General features: G+C 71.1%; 15 protein-coding genes. 4 read left to right on the top strand and 11 right to left on the bottom strand.

Annotated elements, in window-relative coordinates:
- Positions 1 to 2: 2 nt before the first annotated feature.
- The 4 genes from IE307_RS32355 to IE307_RS32340 form a co-directional block, all read right to left on the bottom strand.
- Positions 3 to 359 carry a putative quinol monooxygenase gene (locus tag IE307_RS32355; RefSeq protein ID WP_191303200.1) on the bottom strand — a complete coding sequence of 119 codons (357 nt, stop codon included), beginning with the start codon at positions 357 to 359 and terminating at the stop codon, positions 3 to 5.
- Between the two features lie 210 nt (positions 360 to 569).
- Complete coding sequence (locus IE307_RS32350) at positions 570 to 1,598, bottom strand: 6-phosphofructokinase (RefSeq protein WP_191303356.1); 1,029 nt, start codon at positions 1,596 to 1,598, stop codon at positions 570 to 572.
- 76 nt (positions 1,599 to 1,674) lie between these two features.
- Positions 1,675 to 2,187, bottom strand: a complete 513-nt coding sequence (locus IE307_RS32345; RefSeq protein ID WP_191303199.1) for a polyadenylate-specific 3'-exoribonuclease AS — start codon at positions 2,185 to 2,187, stop codon at positions 1,675 to 1,677.
- Between the two features lie 21 nt (positions 2,188 to 2,208).
- Positions 2,209 to 2,943 (bottom strand): lysophospholipid acyltransferase family protein, encoded by a 735-nt coding sequence (locus tag IE307_RS32340; protein ID WP_191303355.1) that lies wholly within the window; start codon positions 2,941 to 2,943, stop codon positions 2,209 to 2,211.
- A 175-nt stretch (positions 2,944 to 3,118) separates the two neighbouring features.
- Between IE307_RS32340 and IE307_RS32335 the strand changes: the two genes are divergently transcribed.
- A complete protein-coding gene (locus IE307_RS32335) occupies positions 3,119 to 3,601 on the top strand; it encodes a hypothetical protein (protein ID WP_229905275.1) in 483 nt (160 codons plus the stop codon).
- A gap of 257 nt (positions 3,602 to 3,858) precedes the next feature.
- Here the strand turns inward: IE307_RS32335 and IE307_RS32330 are convergent, their stop codons facing one another.
- Positions 3,859 to 4,074, bottom strand: a complete 216-nt coding sequence (locus IE307_RS32330; RefSeq protein WP_191303198.1) for a hypervirulence associated TUDOR domain-containing protein — start codon at positions 4,072 to 4,074, stop codon at positions 3,859 to 3,861.
- 53 nt (positions 4,075 to 4,127) lie between these two features.
- On the opposite strand from IE307_RS32330, the gene IE307_RS32325 reads away from it, so the two are divergent.
- Positions 4,128 to 4,457, top strand: coding sequence for a DUF3140 domain-containing protein (locus tag IE307_RS32325; protein ID WP_191303197.1), 330 nt, complete (start codon positions 4,128 to 4,130; stop codon positions 4,455 to 4,457).
- Here the strand turns inward: IE307_RS32325 and IE307_RS32320 are convergent.
- Genes IE307_RS32320 through IE307_RS32295 form a run of 6 tightly spaced genes read right to left on the bottom strand, consistent with a single transcriptional unit; the run spans position 4,454 to position 8,706 of the window.
- Entirely contained in the window at positions 4,454 to 5,425 is a 972-nt protein-coding gene (locus tag IE307_RS32320) for an ROK family glucokinase (protein WP_191303353.1), read from the bottom strand. The genes IE307_RS32325 and IE307_RS32320 overlap by 4 nt on opposite strands.
- Before the next feature lie 14 nt (positions 5,426 to 5,439).
- Positions 5,440 to 5,787, bottom strand: coding sequence for a hypothetical protein (locus IE307_RS32315; RefSeq protein ID WP_191303196.1), 348 nt, complete (start codon positions 5,785 to 5,787; stop codon positions 5,440 to 5,442).
- Positions 5,788 to 5,809: 22 nt separating this feature from the next.
- Complete coding sequence (locus IE307_RS32310) at positions 5,810 to 7,018, bottom strand: ArsA family ATPase (RefSeq protein WP_191303195.1); 1,209 nt, start codon at positions 7,016 to 7,018, stop codon at positions 5,810 to 5,812.
- On the bottom strand, positions 7,015 to 7,455 hold the full coding sequence (locus tag IE307_RS32305) for an SRPBCC family protein (RefSeq protein WP_191303194.1): 441 nt from the start codon (positions 7,453 to 7,455) through the stop codon (positions 7,015 to 7,017). The genes IE307_RS32310 and IE307_RS32305 overlap by 4 nt, the downstream gene beginning before the upstream one ends.
- Positions 7,456 to 7,478: 23 nt before the next feature.
- Positions 7,479 to 8,267 carry a metallophosphoesterase family protein gene (locus IE307_RS32300; protein ID WP_191303193.1) on the bottom strand — a complete coding sequence of 263 codons (789 nt, stop codon included), beginning with the start codon at positions 8,265 to 8,267 and terminating at the stop codon, positions 7,479 to 7,481.
- A 58-nt stretch (positions 8,268 to 8,325) separates the two neighbouring features.
- Positions 8,326 to 8,706, bottom strand: coding sequence for a polyketide cyclase / dehydrase and lipid transport (locus IE307_RS32295; protein ID WP_191303192.1), 381 nt, complete (start codon positions 8,704 to 8,706; stop codon positions 8,326 to 8,328).
- A gap of 98 nt (positions 8,707 to 8,804) precedes the next feature.
- Here IE307_RS32295 and IE307_RS32290 point away from each other — a divergent pair, with 98 nt between their 5' ends.
- Positions 8,805 to 10,601 carry an AMP-dependent synthetase/ligase gene (locus IE307_RS32290; protein WP_191303191.1) on the top strand — a complete coding sequence of 599 codons (1,797 nt, stop codon included), beginning with the start codon at positions 8,805 to 8,807 and terminating at the stop codon, positions 10,599 to 10,601.
- A gap of 247 nt (positions 10,602 to 10,848) precedes the next feature.
- Positions 10,849 to 13,704, top strand: a complete 2,856-nt coding sequence (locus IE307_RS32285) for an AfsR/SARP family transcriptional regulator (protein WP_191303190.1) — start codon at positions 10,849 to 10,851, stop codon at positions 13,702 to 13,704.
- Positions 13,705 to 13,748: the final 44 nt, after the last annotated feature.

The following is a 13,748-nucleotide window of genomic DNA, read 5'->3' as shown; positions in this document are numbered from 1 at the left end:
GGCTAGCTCACCGCCGGCAGCGCGCTCGACATGCGCAGGAACGTCTGGCGCAGCGGACCCGTGACGAGCGGCTGGATCGCGCGGACGAACTCCTGCACGTAGGGCTCGGCGAGGTGCTTCTCGAGGTCCTGCTTCGACCGGAACATCTCGTAGATCACGAACTGCGACCGGTCGGCGCGGTCGCGGTGGACGTGGAACTCGATCGAGCCCTCTTCGGCGCGCAACGGCGCGACGAGGCCGAGGATCAACGCCTCGACCTCGTCCTCGTGGCCGGCCTTGGCCTGGGCGAAGCCCAGGTGCGCGTACGGCCCGGTCTCGTCGGCGTCCGGCTCGGGCAGGACGACTCGCGCGTCGCTCATCAGGTCTCCCTCAACTGCTCAACGAATGGTGAATTCACCTTGGCAGTCGGCGAGAGCCCGGTCACAACGCGAGTCCCAGCGAGCGGGACCCCCGCTCATGCAAAAGACGTTTGCGGTCGTCCGCAAACGTCTTTTGCACAAGCGATATATCGGATATTGGATATCGCTGCATCAGACCAGGTCAGGCGCCTGATGCAGCGAGCCCGGGCATCAGGCCCCGAAGAAGACCTCGGCCTCTTCGTAGCGCTCGGTCGGCACCGTCTTGAGCTCGGCCGTCGCCTCGGACAGCTTCACGCGGACGATGTCGGTGCCGCGCAGCGCGACCATCGTGCCGAAGTCACCGGCCGCGACGGCGTCGACGGCGTGCAGGCCGAAGCGGGTAGCGAGCACGCGGTCGTAGGCGGTCGGCGTGCCACCGCGCTGGATGTGGCCGAGGACGGCCGCGCGGGACTCCTTGCCGGTGCGGTCCGCGATCTCCTCCGCGAGCCACTGGCCGACGCCACCGAGGCGGACGTGGCCGAAGGCGTCGCGCTCACCGGAGTGCAGCACCTCGGCGCCGCCCTCGGGGATCGCACCCTCGGCGACGACGATGATCGGCGCGAACTCGCTCTCGAAGCGGCGCTCGACGTGCTCGACGACCTTGTCGACGTTGAACGGGCGCTCCGGGACGAGGATGACGTTGGCGCCACCGGCGAGGCCGGAGTGCAGCGCGATCCAGCCCGCGTGACGGCCCATGACCTCGACGACGAGCGCACGGTGGTGCGACTCGGCCGTGGTGCGCAGGCGGTCGATGGCCTCGGTCGCGATGTGGACGGCCGTGTCGAAGCCGAACGTGTAGTCCGTGGCGCCGAGGTCGTTGTCGATCGTCTTCGGCACACCCACGACGCCGATGCCGTCGTCGGTGAGGCGCTTCGCGACACCGAGGGTGTCCTCGCCGCCGATCGCGATGATGGCGTCGATCTGGTTCTCCGCGATGGTCTCGCGGATCCGGTCGACACCGCCCTCGACCTTGTACGGGTTCGTGCGCGACGAGCCCAGGATCGTGCCACCGCGGGTGAGGATCTCCTCGACGTCCGCGAGGTCGATCGGCTTGGTGAGGTTCTCGATCGGGCCCTGCCACCCGTTGCGGAACCCGACGATCTCCCAGCCGTGCGCCTTGATCCCCTTGCGGACCACGGCCCTGATCACAGCGTTCAGACCGGGGCAGTCACCGCCGCCAGTGAGCACACCGATGCGCATCTGCTTGCCCAATCTCTCGTGTCCTGTGTCACGCAGACTTTCACGAGCTGTATCGGTGCAGCAACGCGGGTCTCACTTACCGGACGGGAAAGCCGATTTTCTGCCGCTGTTCCTCGATCACCTTCCAGCGCGCGAGGTTGTGCCGCGCGTCGGCGAGGGCGTCGTGCGCGTCGGCCGGCGGGGCGGGCAGCTTGGGGCGGCCGACGTCGTCCCAGCGCTGCCGCAGGTCGCGCGTGAACCGCGGCAGGGCGCGCGGCAACGCGGGCATCGCACCCCACAGCTGCGCCAGCGCCACGTGGTCGTAGGCGGCGAACCACGCCCACAGCTCCACGTCGTCACGGGCGGCGTTGCGGGCGCCGAGGAAGTCGAGCAGGTCCTCGCGGATGCGCGCGCGGCTGCGCCACGCCTTGTCCGCGGGCGAGGGCAGCTGGTTGAGCACGTTCTGCCGCACCCACGGACCCGCGCGATCCGGGTCGAACTCGGTGGACACGGCGTAGAACTCGCGGCCTTCCTCGTCGACCACGCCGATCGACACGAGGTCGATCGTCAGCCCGTCCTCGATGAACTCACAGTCGTAGAAAAACCGCACCGCGACACCCTAGGGGTGCGGTCAGCTCGCCTTCTTCTCGGGCACCCGGTCGTCGGGCTTGCCCTGCTTCGCCGCGTCCGGGGCCTGCTCCTTGGCCTTCGCCGCGTAGACGTCGACGTACTCCTGGCCGGAGAGCTCCATGAGGGCGTACATGATCTCGTCGGTGATCGAGCGCAGCACGAACCTGTCGCCGGACAGGCCCTCGTAGCGGGAGAAGTCGAGCGGCTTGCCGATCTTGATGCGGATCGGGTGCGGCTTCCACATGCGGGAGCCGATGGGGTTCGCCTTGTCCGTGCCGAACATGGCCACGGGGATGACCGGCGCGCCGGACTCCAGCGCGATCCACGCGACGCCGACCTTGCCCTTGTACAGGCGCGCGTCGGGCGAACGGGTGCCCTCGGGGTAGATGCCGAGCAGCTTGCCCTCGCGCACGATCCGCACGCCGGTGTCGAGCGCCCCCTGCGCGGCGGACGCGCTGGACCGGTCGATCGGCACCTGGCCGACACCGGTGAAGAACCACTTCTGCAGCTTGCCCTTGATCCCCGTGCCGGTGAAGTACTCGATCTTGGCGGGGAAGGTCATGCGCCGCGACAGCATCAGCGGCAGGAAGAAGGAGTCCGACACGGCGAGGTGGTTGCTCGCCAGGATCGCTCCACCTTCCTTCGGGATGTTCTCGGCTCCCTCGATGATCTTGGGCTGGAAGAACAGCCGCAAGATCGGTCCCAGGAGGACGTGCTTCATGATCCAGTACAGCACAGCGGGAAGCGCCTCCCTAGACACCGAACCTTGATCCCGGCAACCAGCCTACGGAGCCGACGGCACCTCACACAACGAATCCCGGGTGAGCGCGTCACGCGAACGCTGAGCCGACTGCCGCAACCCGCAACACATCCGGCCCGTGCAACGATGAGGGGTCAGAGGGTTGCGGCACATGGAGAGGCTCTGGATGAACGCCCGGCGCGACTCGACCGACGGCCCCGAGAACGTCGACGAGCTCTTTGCCGAGATCGTCGCGGGTCTCGAGCGGGACGGGGTCGGCAAGGACTGGCTCGACCTCGACGAGGCGGGTCCCGACGACGCGAGGCCGGCCGGGCCGAAGGCGCGCGCCGACGAGGCCGACATCCCCCCTGACGTGGAAGAAGAGCCCGAACCGCGCGATCCGGCCGACGAGGACCACTACGTCCCGCCGGAGCCGCCGCCGCTCCCGGTGCTGCGCGCGTCGACGTTCGCGGCCCTCGGCCTGTTCGTGCTGGGCATCCTCCTGCTGGTCGCCCCGGGCATCTTCGGACTGCAGTCGAGCGTCGGCACGCCGCTGTCCCTGGTGGCGCTCTGCGCGGGCGTCGGCTGGCTGATCCTGCGCATGCGCAACACCCCGCCGCCCGACTCCGGGTGGGACGACGGCGCCCAGGTGTGACACGTCACGGCTCGCCGGGTAACGACGTGATAACGGCCACTCAAACCTTCAGATAACGATTCGGTCATGCTTACGTGGCGGGCATGGACCAGATGCAGCACCTGATGATGGCCCGCGCCATGGCGACCCTCGGCAAGAAGGACGTGGCCAAGCGCCGCCGTCCGCGCATCCTGCGCCTGCTGGGCCGCTAGGACCTCTCCACCGCAGACCGGATGTTCGCGGTGGGCGAACAACCCCGACCCGCCCACCGCGAACGTTCACTTCTTCTTCTTGAGCGCCCCCGGCTTGTGGACCGCGTCCCGGCCGCTCTTCGCGCTCTCCACGCGGTACTGGGGCTCCTCCTCCGAGGCCTTCACCTTGCGCCCCGCCGCCTCCTTCTCCGTGGTGATCTCCTCCTTCACCTCGCCGTGCGTCGTCGAACCGTGGCTGGACCACTCGACCTCGTCACCGGGCTTGAAAGGGTGCTTCGTCATGATCGCGGGGTACCCCGTCCGGACGAGTCCACCCGGCCAGGAGGAGCACACCCGTGAGCGACGACCAGGACCAGACCCGCCAGGAGTTCGGCGAGGCGGTCAACATGACCGCGTCCACGCTCGAGAAGTGGCTCGGCACCGACGAGTCCAAGGAGGTCGGTGACAAGTCGTCCGGCGAGTCGACCGGGCACGCCTCAGGCCGCCGCATCGTCACGCTGCTCAAGACCAAGCGCGACGACCTGACCGACAGCGACTACCAGCACATGCGCAAGGTCGTCGGCTACGTCCACCGCCACCTGGCCCAGAAGCCCGACGGCGACGTGAAGGACAGCCGCTGGCGGTACTCGTTGATGAACTGGGGCCACGACCCGCTCGAGGACTAGGAGCGGCGCGAGTTGTTCCTGGAACCCCGTGTCGTCATCTGGGCGGCCATCTCGCGGGCCAGGGTCGCCGCGCCCACGATGCCGGCGTCGTCGCCGAGCTGGGCGGTGCGGATCCGGGCCAGCGGGCGGTGTCCCGCCCCGGTCACCACGGAGGCGTAGTGCTCGCGGGCGTCGTCGAGGAACAGCGGCGCCGAGGTCGACACCCCTCCCCCGATGACGATCACCTCGGGGTCGTAGACGTCCGCGACCAGCGCCAGGCCCTGGCCGAGCCACCTGGCCAGCTCGGCCAGCGCGCGCTTGGCCAGCGGGTCGCCGTCGCGCGCCGCGCCCGCCACCCGGCGGCCGGTCACCGCGCGGGAGTCGCCGGCGGCCTCGCGGGCCAGGACGGTCGACACACCGGGGTGCTTGGCCAGCAGTTCGACGGCCGTGGCGCTCAGGGCCGTGCCGCTGCAGTAGCGCTCCCAGCAGCCGTTCTTGCCGCACGGGCACGGGCGGCCGTCGGGGACGACGCGCAGGTGGCCCAGTTCGGGGGCGACGCCGTGCGCGCCGCGGAAGACCTCGCCGTCGAGCAGCAGCGCGGCGCCGATGCCCGTGCCGATGGCGACCAGCACGGCGGTCTTGGCGCCGCGGGCCGCGCCGAAGCGGTGTTCGGCCAGGGCGGCGGCGTTCGCGTCGTGCTCCAGCACCACCGGCATGCCCAGCCGGTCGCTCATGCGGTCGGCGACGTTCACCTGCCGCCACGCCAGGTGCGGCGCGAACCGGACCGTGCGGCGGTCGGAGGCGATGAAGCCCGCCACGGCGAGACCGACCGCGGTCACCGCGTGCCGGTCCGCCACCTCCTCGACGGCGGCGACGATCGCGTCCTCCAGGGCGCGTTCGCTCGCGGGGGTGGGGGCGCGCGAGGTGTCGAGCACCGAACCGCGCGGGTCCACGACACCGGCGCGCACGCTGGTGCCGCCGATGTCCACTCCGACGGTGAGCACTAGTCCGACTTCCTGACGACCTTGATGTGCTGGACGCGCTGGCCCGCGTCCGGCGCGGGCTCCTCGTCCGCGGCGGGCGCCGGAGCCGCACCGGGCTCGCTCAGGGCCGCGCGCAGCACCGCGATCAGGCCCGCCGCGTGTTCGGCGGCCTTCGAGGCCAGCTCCGAGCGGTCTCCGCGCAGCAGCGCGACGCCGTTGCACAACGGGCACCAGCCGCACGTCTCGGGCGTGTGCGAGCCGTCGCCCGCCTCGGAGACGCGCTGCAACCACGGCTGCACGCGTTCGGCGGCCGTGTCGATGAGCAGCCGCAGCTCCTCGGCGAGCTTGCCGGCGTTGTCCTGGGTCATGTGCGAGCTCCTAGCGGCCGAATCAACGCCACAGCGACGGGTCTGGACGGAACCCCACCGTCACGCCGCCCGAATCCATTTCCGCACCGGTCACGATGCAGCGCCTCAGCAACGACGGCAGCGCCACGAGCCTGCGCCGGCCGTCGACGGTCAGCGCGAGGTCGTCGCCCACGCGCGCGAGGTCCAGCTCCGTGTCGTCGTTCAGCGGCAACGCGATCCGCAGCGAGTACCGGGCGTCGAGGCCCCGCCCGCTGCCCGACACCTCGAGCATCGACTCGGAGACCGCGCTGCCCGGCAGCGGGTCCGAGTCGCCGTAGAGCTGCTCGGCGACCTCCAGCAGCGCCGGCACGCCCACGGGCTCCGACGCGCGGTGGTCGACCGTGCGGATCTCGCCGATGCCGGTCAGCTCGGCCAGCACGGCGTCCTGTTCCTGGCGGCGGGTGCGCAGCCAGGTGGCGGCGGCACCGCGCGCGGCACCCGGCGAGGGCACCAGCCGGTTCGCGATCACGCTGTCGACCCGGATCCCCTGCAGGGCCAGCGCCGTCAGCGTGCGGCGGGTCTCGGCGGCGACGACGCGTTCGGGCGTCAGCACCAGCCGCACCGAGCACGACGACGGGTCCGCGAGCATCGAGCGCAACGCGTCCAGCCGCTCGGCGAGGCGGCTCAGCGCGTCGGCCGTGGCGTCCCACTTCTCGACGGTGCCGGTGCCCGCGACGCCCGCGAGCAGGCCGCGCACCACGCGCCGGTGGGTCGGGAAGAGCCGTTCGAGGTAGCCCGCGAACGCCTCGGGCAGCGACAGCAGCCGCAGCGTCTCCGCGGTCGGCCCGCAGTCGACGACCACGACCTCCCACGGCCCGGACGCCGCGAGCCGGCGCACCTCGGCCAGCGCGAGGAGCTCCTCGACGCCCGGCAGCACGGTCAGCTCCTCGGCGTCGAGCTCGTCGACGCCGGCGCCCGCGAGCACGGTGCGCAGGTGGCCGCGCAGCTCGCCCCACGCCTCGTCGACGAGGCCGCGGGGGTCGATCTGGCAGGCGAACAGGCCGCCGGAGCCGTCCACTTCGGACGGTTCGGCGCCGAGGCGCACGTCGAGCGCGTCGCCCAGCGAGTGCGCGGGATCGGTGGAGACCACGAGCGCCTTGCGGCCGTGCGCGGCCAGCGAGGCGGCGGTGGCGGCCGACAGCGTGGTCTTGCCGACCCCGCCCTTGCCGGTGAAGAGCAGGACCCGGCTCAAGCCGCCTTCTCCGCGCGCTTCTTGAGCTCCTTGAGCGCGGTGTCGAGGATCAGCTTCTCGGCCTTGCGGCGGAACAGTCCGATCATCGGGATCACCAGCTGCACCGACAGCGTGTAGGTGACCTTGGTGCCGGTGCCGGAGGGCGCCAGCACGTAGCTGCCCTGCTGCGCCTTCTGCATGGTGCCCTTGACGAGCTCCCACTTCACCGACAGGCCGTCGGCGGACCAGTCGTAGGCCAGGGTGTACTCGTCCTTCACGGGACCCTGGTCGATCGCGAACCGCACCTGCCGGGCACGGCCGTCGTCGAAGGTGTCGAGGACCTCGACCTCTTTCATCCCGTTCGCCCAGTCCGGGTACGACGGGAAGTCCGCGATGATCGCCATGATCTTCTCTGGCGGAGCGTCGATGACGATGGACTGAGTGGACTCGTCGGCCATAGACGTGGAGGTTACTCGCGTGCCTACCAATTCAGGACGTGAGGCTTGCCGCTGCGCTGGAAGTGCCCGACGTTGACGCACTCGGTGTGACCGACGCGCACGCGCCGGGCCAGCGGCTGGTGCACGTGGCCGAACACCGACCAGCGCGGACGTTCCCGGTGGATCTTCTCCAGCGCGGCCCGCGACCCCCACTCCGGACGGCGCGCGACGACGTCGTAGGTGAGCTCGGGGACGGCCGGCGGGATGTGCGTGCAGAGCACGTCGACCCGGCCCATCCGCTCCAGCGCGGCGGCCATGTCCTCCTCCGTGCGCAGGTACGGGAACCACGGCGCGTTGGGGTTGCGGACGAGTCCGGGCACCATCAGCCCGCCGCCCGCGAAGCCGAACCTCAGCCCGCCGATGTCCGTCGCCTCGCCGTCGAGGACGTGCACCCCCTCGCCGGCGAACCGGGGCCACAGGCTCGGACTGTCCACATTGCCCGGTGTCACGTACGTGGGCGCGGACATGGCGCCGAACAACGCCTGGTACTGCTCCAGAACCGCTTCCTCGACCACGGACCGCGCGTCGGCGAGGCCGTCCCACAGCGACCTGATGTAGCCCGCCGTGTCCGCGCGCCGCGTGCCGCGCCGCAGCTCGGCGAAGATCCCGACCTTCTCCGGCCCGAAGACGCGGCCGAGGATCCCCCTGGAGTGGTCGTGGTAGTCGACGAAGTCGATCAGGTCGCCGAGGACGACGAGGGCGTCGGCCCCGTCACCGGCGCGCGCCAGCGCCTCCGCGTTGCCGTGCACATCGGAAACCACGTGAGCCCGCACGGTTCCAACTTAGTTGACGCCGCATGGAGGTGTTCCGCGAGACGGAAGTCGAGCAAGATCACCCTGCCGGCGGGCAGCCGGCCGGGCGGCCGTCCTCCAGGGTCAGCTTGAGCCCCAGCGAGACGGACTTCGCGTCGAGCTGGCGGCGTTGCACCTCACGGCGGGCGTCGCGCGGCGTGAGCGACCCGGCGGGAGGATCAGCGCGGAGGAAGTAGTGCAGCACAGTGCCGTCGAGCATCGGCTCGAGCCAGATCTCCATCGTGCCGACGAGCGCGCCTCCGACCGTCCAGCGCAGCCCCTCCTCACCCCGGTCGGCGTAGACGCCGAGCTCGAGATCGGGCCAGAACTCGCGCCACGACGCGGGCGAGGCGAAGGCTGCGGCGACCACTCCGGGTGGTACCGCGAGGAAAGTCTCGTCGACGACGTCCACGCTGGCCATGAGGACAAAAGGTAACGGAAGGGCGTACCGACCTTTGTATCGCCGGAATCACAGGATAGGTTTCCCCACCAGTAACATTTCACCGTACGGAGGTTGACGTGCGCGAGTTCAGCGTCCCCGCCACCGCCGCTGTGGCTCCGGAGGAGAACCTCACCGACATGGTGTGGGCCAACGCGGAGCGCTTCGGCAACGCCGTCAGCTTCCGCAGGCAGGTCGACGGCACCTGGATCGACATCACCGCGCGTGACTTCGCCGCGCAGGTGATGGCGGTCGCCAAGGGCATGGTCGCCGCCGGTCTCGAACTGGGCGACCGGGTCGGTTTGGTCTCCAAGACGCGCTACGAGTGGTCGTTGCTCGACTTCGCCATCTGGGCGGCGGGCGGCGTCGTGGTGCCGATCTACGAGACGTCGTCGGCGGACCAGATCGAGTGGATCCTGTCCGACTCGGGCGCGAAGGCGGTGTTCGTCGAGGCGTCGCAGCACCGCGCGCTGGTCGACGAGGTCGTCGGCAAGCTGCCCGAACTGCGCCACGTGTGGCAGGTCGAGGGGTCCGCCGCGGCCGTCGACGAGCTGACCGCGCTGGGCGCCGAGATCACCGACGAGCAGGTGCACGAGCGCCGCGGGCAGGTGCGGGCGGACCAGACGGCGACGATCGTCTACACGTCCGGCACCACCGGCCGCCCCAAGGGCTGCACGCTCACGCACCGCAACCTGCTGTCCGAGGTGCGGTCGACGCTGACGCGGTTCCCGGAGATCCTCGCGGCCGGCAACTCGCTGCTGCTGTTCCTGCCGCTCGCGCACATCCTGGCGCGCGCCCTGGCCGTGGCCTGCGTGTACTCGCGGGTGACCGTCGGGCACACGGCCGACGTGAAGGACCTCGTCTCGGACCTGGGCCAGTTCCGCCCGACGTTCGTCGTCGCGGTGCCGCGCGTGTTCGAGAAGGTCTACAACGGCGCGAAGCAGAAGGCGCACGCCGGCGGCAAGGGCAAGATCTTCGACGCCGCCGAGGCCACGTCCGTCGCGTACAGCACGGCGCTGGACAACGGCGGTCCCGGCATCGGGCTGCGGATCAAGCACGCGGTGTTCGACAAGCTGGTGTTCACGAAGCTGCGGGCCGCCCTGGGCGGCCGGGCGATGGCGGCGGTCTCCGGTGGCGCGCCGCTGGGCGACAGGCTGTCGCACTTCTTCCGCGGCGCGGGCATCCCGGTCTACGAGGGCTACGGCCTGACCGAGACGTCGGCGGCGGCGTGCGTGACGTTCCGCGGCCAGGAGAAGGTCGGCACGGTCGGCCTGCCGGTGCCCGGCACGTCCGTGAAGATCGCCGAGGACGGCGAGATCCTCATCAAGGGCGACATCGTCTTCACCGGCTACTGGAACAACGAGGCCGCCACCGAGGAGGCCTTGGAGGACGGCTGGTTCCACACCGGTGACATCGGTGAGCTCGACGGCGACGGGTACCTGAAGATCACGGGCCGCAAGAAGGAGATCATCGTCACCGCCGGTGGCAAGAACGTCTCCCCCGCGCAGCTCGAGGACCGCATCCGGGCGCACCCGCTGATCTCGCAGTGCATGGTCGTCGGCGACAAGCAGCCGTTCATCGGCGCGCTGATCACGATCGACCCGGAGTTCTTCCCGGCGTGGAAGGAGTCGCACGGCAAGCCCGCGTCGGCCGAGGTCCCCGACCTGATCGAGGACGCGGACCTGCTGGCCGAGATCCAGGCCGTGGTGGACGAGGCGAACAAGTCGGTGTCCAAGGCCGAGGCGATCCGGAAGTTCCGGGTGCTGCCGGTCGACTTCACCGAGGCGGGCGGCGAGATGACGCCGTCGCTGAAGCTCAAGCGCTCCGTCGTGGCGTCGACCTACTCCTCGGACATCGACGCGATCTACGCGAAGTAGCAGGCAGAAAGCGCGAAAGGCCCAGGAGCTCTGCTGAGCTCCTGGGCCTTTCGACCCCCAGCGATCGTGATCCGCGAAGAGTTCCGCGGAACCCGAGAAGTGTGTTGCCCCGGCCCCCCGACCGGGACGTGGTGAAGATTGCCTCATGGCGCTGACGTATCGCTGACGCGCCGATGTCACTCGGCGACAGTGCGCGCATAGGCTGTCGGGCAGACGGGGATCGTCCGGCTCGCACGAGGGGAAGGCAATGGCTCCGGGTCCGCAGTTCCGGCTGCTAGGCCCGATGGAGGTGCGCCTGGGCGGGTCCGCTGTCGTACTGCGAGCGGGCAAGCACAGAGCGTTGCTGGCGGCGTTGCTGCTGCGGCCGAACCGCGTCGTTCCCGTGACGGAACTGGTCGAGCACGTGTGGGGTGACACACCGCCCGCGCGCACGCGAGGCACGTTGCAGACGTACGTCATGCGGCTGCGTGCGGCACTGGGTGATCCCTCGTTGATCCAGACGGCCGCCGACGGCTATTGGATGCGTGTCGACCCTCTCGCCGTGGACGCCCATCGGTTCGCTGACGCGGCGGCTCGTGGCCGTTCGTCCTCCGACCCGGTGACGGCGCGGACGGCGTTCGCCGAGGCGTTGGAGCTGTGGCGCGGGCCGGTGCTGTCCGACGTGCCGTCCGAGACGCTGTACTCCGAGCACGCTCCCCGCCTGAACGAGCTGCTGATGACGGTGCACGAGCAGCGGGTCGACGTGGAGCTCGCGCTGGGCAACCACGCGGACCTGGTGCCGGAACTGTTCGGGCTGACGCGGGACCACCCGTTGCGGGAGCGGTTCTGGGCGCAGCTGATGCTCGCGCTGTACCGCAGCAGCAGGCAGGCGGAGGCGCTGGAGGCGTTCCGGCAGCTCGACCGGACCCTGGACGAGCAGCTGGGCATCGACCCCTCCGACGAGCTGCGGTCGTTGCACCAGGCGATCCTGGTGGGGGCGCCGGAACTGGCGGCGCCGGTCGTGGCGCCCGTGGCGGCGCGGGAGCCGGCGGCACCGATGCGGCTGCCGGACGACATCGCGGACTTCACCGGCCGCTCCGCCCACGTGGAGCGGATCTCCGGGCTGATCACGGGTTCGGTGCCGATCGTGACGCTGGCGGGGCAGCCGGGGGTGGGCAAGACGACGCTCGCGGTGCACGTGGCGCACCTGCTGCGCGACCGGTTCCCGGACGGCCGGCTCTACGTCGACCTGCGCGGCTACGCGCTGGGGGCGCCCGCGGACGGGATGGACGTGCTGTCGCGGTTCCTGCGGGCGCTGGGCGTGCCGCCGGACGAGATCCCGCCCGACGCGGACGAGCAGAGCACGATGCTGCGGTCGTTGCTGTCGGGCCGGCGGATGCTGCTGGTGCTCGACAACGCCTCCGCGCCCGACCAGGTGCGGCCGCTGCTGCCGGGGACGGCGTCGTGCCGGGTGATCGTGACGTCGCGTGACGACCTGCGCGGGCTGATCGCGCTGAACGGCGCGCGGACCGTGCCGGTGGACGTGTTCTCACCGGCCGAGTCGGTGTCGCTGCTGTCGTCGCTGCGGGGACCGGGTGATCACGCGGAGCTGGCGGAGCGCTGCGGGCACCTGCCGCTGGCGCTGCGGGTGGCCGCCGCGTACCTGGCCGGGCGGGACGACGTGACGATCTCGGGTTCGCCGATAGAGCTCGCCTACGCCGCGCTGCCTCCCGCGCCGCAGCGGTTGTTCCGCCTGCTGTCGGTGGTGCCGGGGCCGGACTTCACCGCGGAGGCCGCCTCGGCGGTGGCCGACGTGGACGCCGACGGCCTGCTGACGGTGCTGGCGATCGCACGGCTCGTGGTGTCCTGCACGCCCGGCCGCTACCGGTTCCACGACGAGCTCGTCCGCTACGCCGCCGCGCTGCGCGAGGAGTCGGACAGCCCGTCCGAGCAACAGGTGGCGTGGACGGCGCTGCTGAACCACTACCTGCGCGGCGTCGAACGCTGCGCCGAACTGCTCTACCCCGGCATCGTGCGGCTCCCGTCGTCCTCCACAGGCCCGGCACCCCGGATCGCCACCTCCGCCGAGGCCCTCGCGTGGCTCGACGCGGAACGCCCGAACCTGATCGCCGCCATCCGCCACGCCGCCGAGCACGGCCCGTCCGAGATGGCCTGGCAGCTGGCCGACGCGCTGCGCGGCTACCTCTGGATCGGCCAGCACGTCGGCGAATGGCTGGCGACGGCCCACCACGGCCTGCAGGCCGCGCAGTCCTCGGCGCACCGCCCTGCCGAAGCCGCCATGCACGCGAACCTCGGCACCCTCTACCTGCGCCTGGGCGAGTACGCGCGCTCCGTCGAGCACCACGACCACGCCATCGAGCTGTACCGCGAGCTGGGCGACAAGGACGCCGAGGCGGGCGTGCTCAACAACCTGAGCCTCGTGCACCGCCGCTCGGGCGACCTCGCCGCCGCCCGCGACACCCTGCTCCGCTGCCTGGAGATGCTGCGCGCGGCCTCGGCCGACAGCGTCAGCACCGGCCTGTACAACCTCGGCCAGCTCGCCGTCGAACTGGGCGAGATCGACGGGGCGGTCGAACACTTCTCCCAGGCCCTGACCCTCACCCCGAACGCCGACAGCCACACCTACCTCGGCATGGCGCTGCGCCTGCAGGGCCGCCCGGACGAGGCCCGCGCCCACCTCGAACGCGCCCTGGAGATCGGCAACGTCCCCGCCGGCGAGGCCGAGGCCCTGGAGAACCTCGCCGCCCTCGAACTCGCCTCCGGCAACACCAAGGAAGCGCTGTCCCTGGCGTCGCGCGCCCTGTCGCTGGTGGCGGACGGCGGCGACCAGCAGGTGGCGACGTCGGTGCGGCTCACGCTCGGCGAGGCCCGCCTGGCCCTGTCCGACCTCGACTCCGCCGCCGGGTTGTTCGAGCAGGCGCTGGCGACGGCCCGGCGGATCGGCTACGCCTCCGGGGAGGTGCGCGCGTTGATCGACCTGGCGGTGGTGCTGCGGGATCTGGATCGGGACGTGGACGCGCGGTCGGCTGCCGATCAGGCCGCGCGGCGGGGTGCGGAACTCGGCCTGCGCGCTCTCGAGAGCCGGGCCCGCGAACTCGCCTGACCCGCCTTGGCCCGGCGCCTCATCTGTCGCTTCCCTGCGCACCC

Origin of the sequence: Lentzea cavernae, assembly GCF_014653695.1 — a bacterium.
Lineage (GTDB): Bacteria > Actinomycetota > Actinomycetes > Mycobacteriales > Pseudonocardiaceae > Lentzea > Lentzea cavernae.
Note: the sequence above shows the minus strand (reverse complement) of the source record. Positions and strands in the feature narration are given on the sequence as shown.

Excerpts from the sequence above, each read along its gene's own strand:
- IE307_RS32315 (WP_191303196.1), bottom strand. The coding sequence starts at position 5,787 with ATGACCCAGGACAACGCCGGCAAGCTCGCCGAGGAGCTGCGGCTGCTC.
- IE307_RS32350 (WP_191303356.1), bottom strand. The coding sequence starts at position 1,598 with ATGCGCATCGGTGTGCTCACTGGCGGCGGTGACTGCCCCGGTCTGAAC.
- IE307_RS32355 (WP_191303200.1), bottom strand. The coding sequence starts at position 359 with ATGAGCGACGCGCGAGTCGTCCTGCCCGAGCCGGACGCCGACGAGACC.
- IE307_RS32285 (WP_191303190.1), top strand. The coding sequence starts at position 10,849 with ATGGCTCCGGGTCCGCAGTTCCGGCTGCTAGGCCCGATGGAGGTGCGC.
- IE307_RS32295 (WP_191303192.1), bottom strand. The coding sequence starts at position 8,706 with ATGGCCAGCGTGGACGTCGTCGACGAGACTTTCCTCGCGGTACCACCC.
- IE307_RS32330 (WP_191303198.1), bottom strand. The coding sequence starts at position 4,074 with ATGACGAAGCACCCTTTCAAGCCCGGTGACGAGGTCGAGTGGTCCAGC.
- IE307_RS32305 (WP_191303194.1), bottom strand. The coding sequence starts at position 7,455 with ATGGCCGACGAGTCCACTCAGTCCATCGTCATCGACGCTCCGCCAGAG.
- IE307_RS32335 (WP_229905275.1), top strand. The coding sequence starts at position 3,119 with ATGGAGAGGCTCTGGATGAACGCCCGGCGCGACTCGACCGACGGCCCC.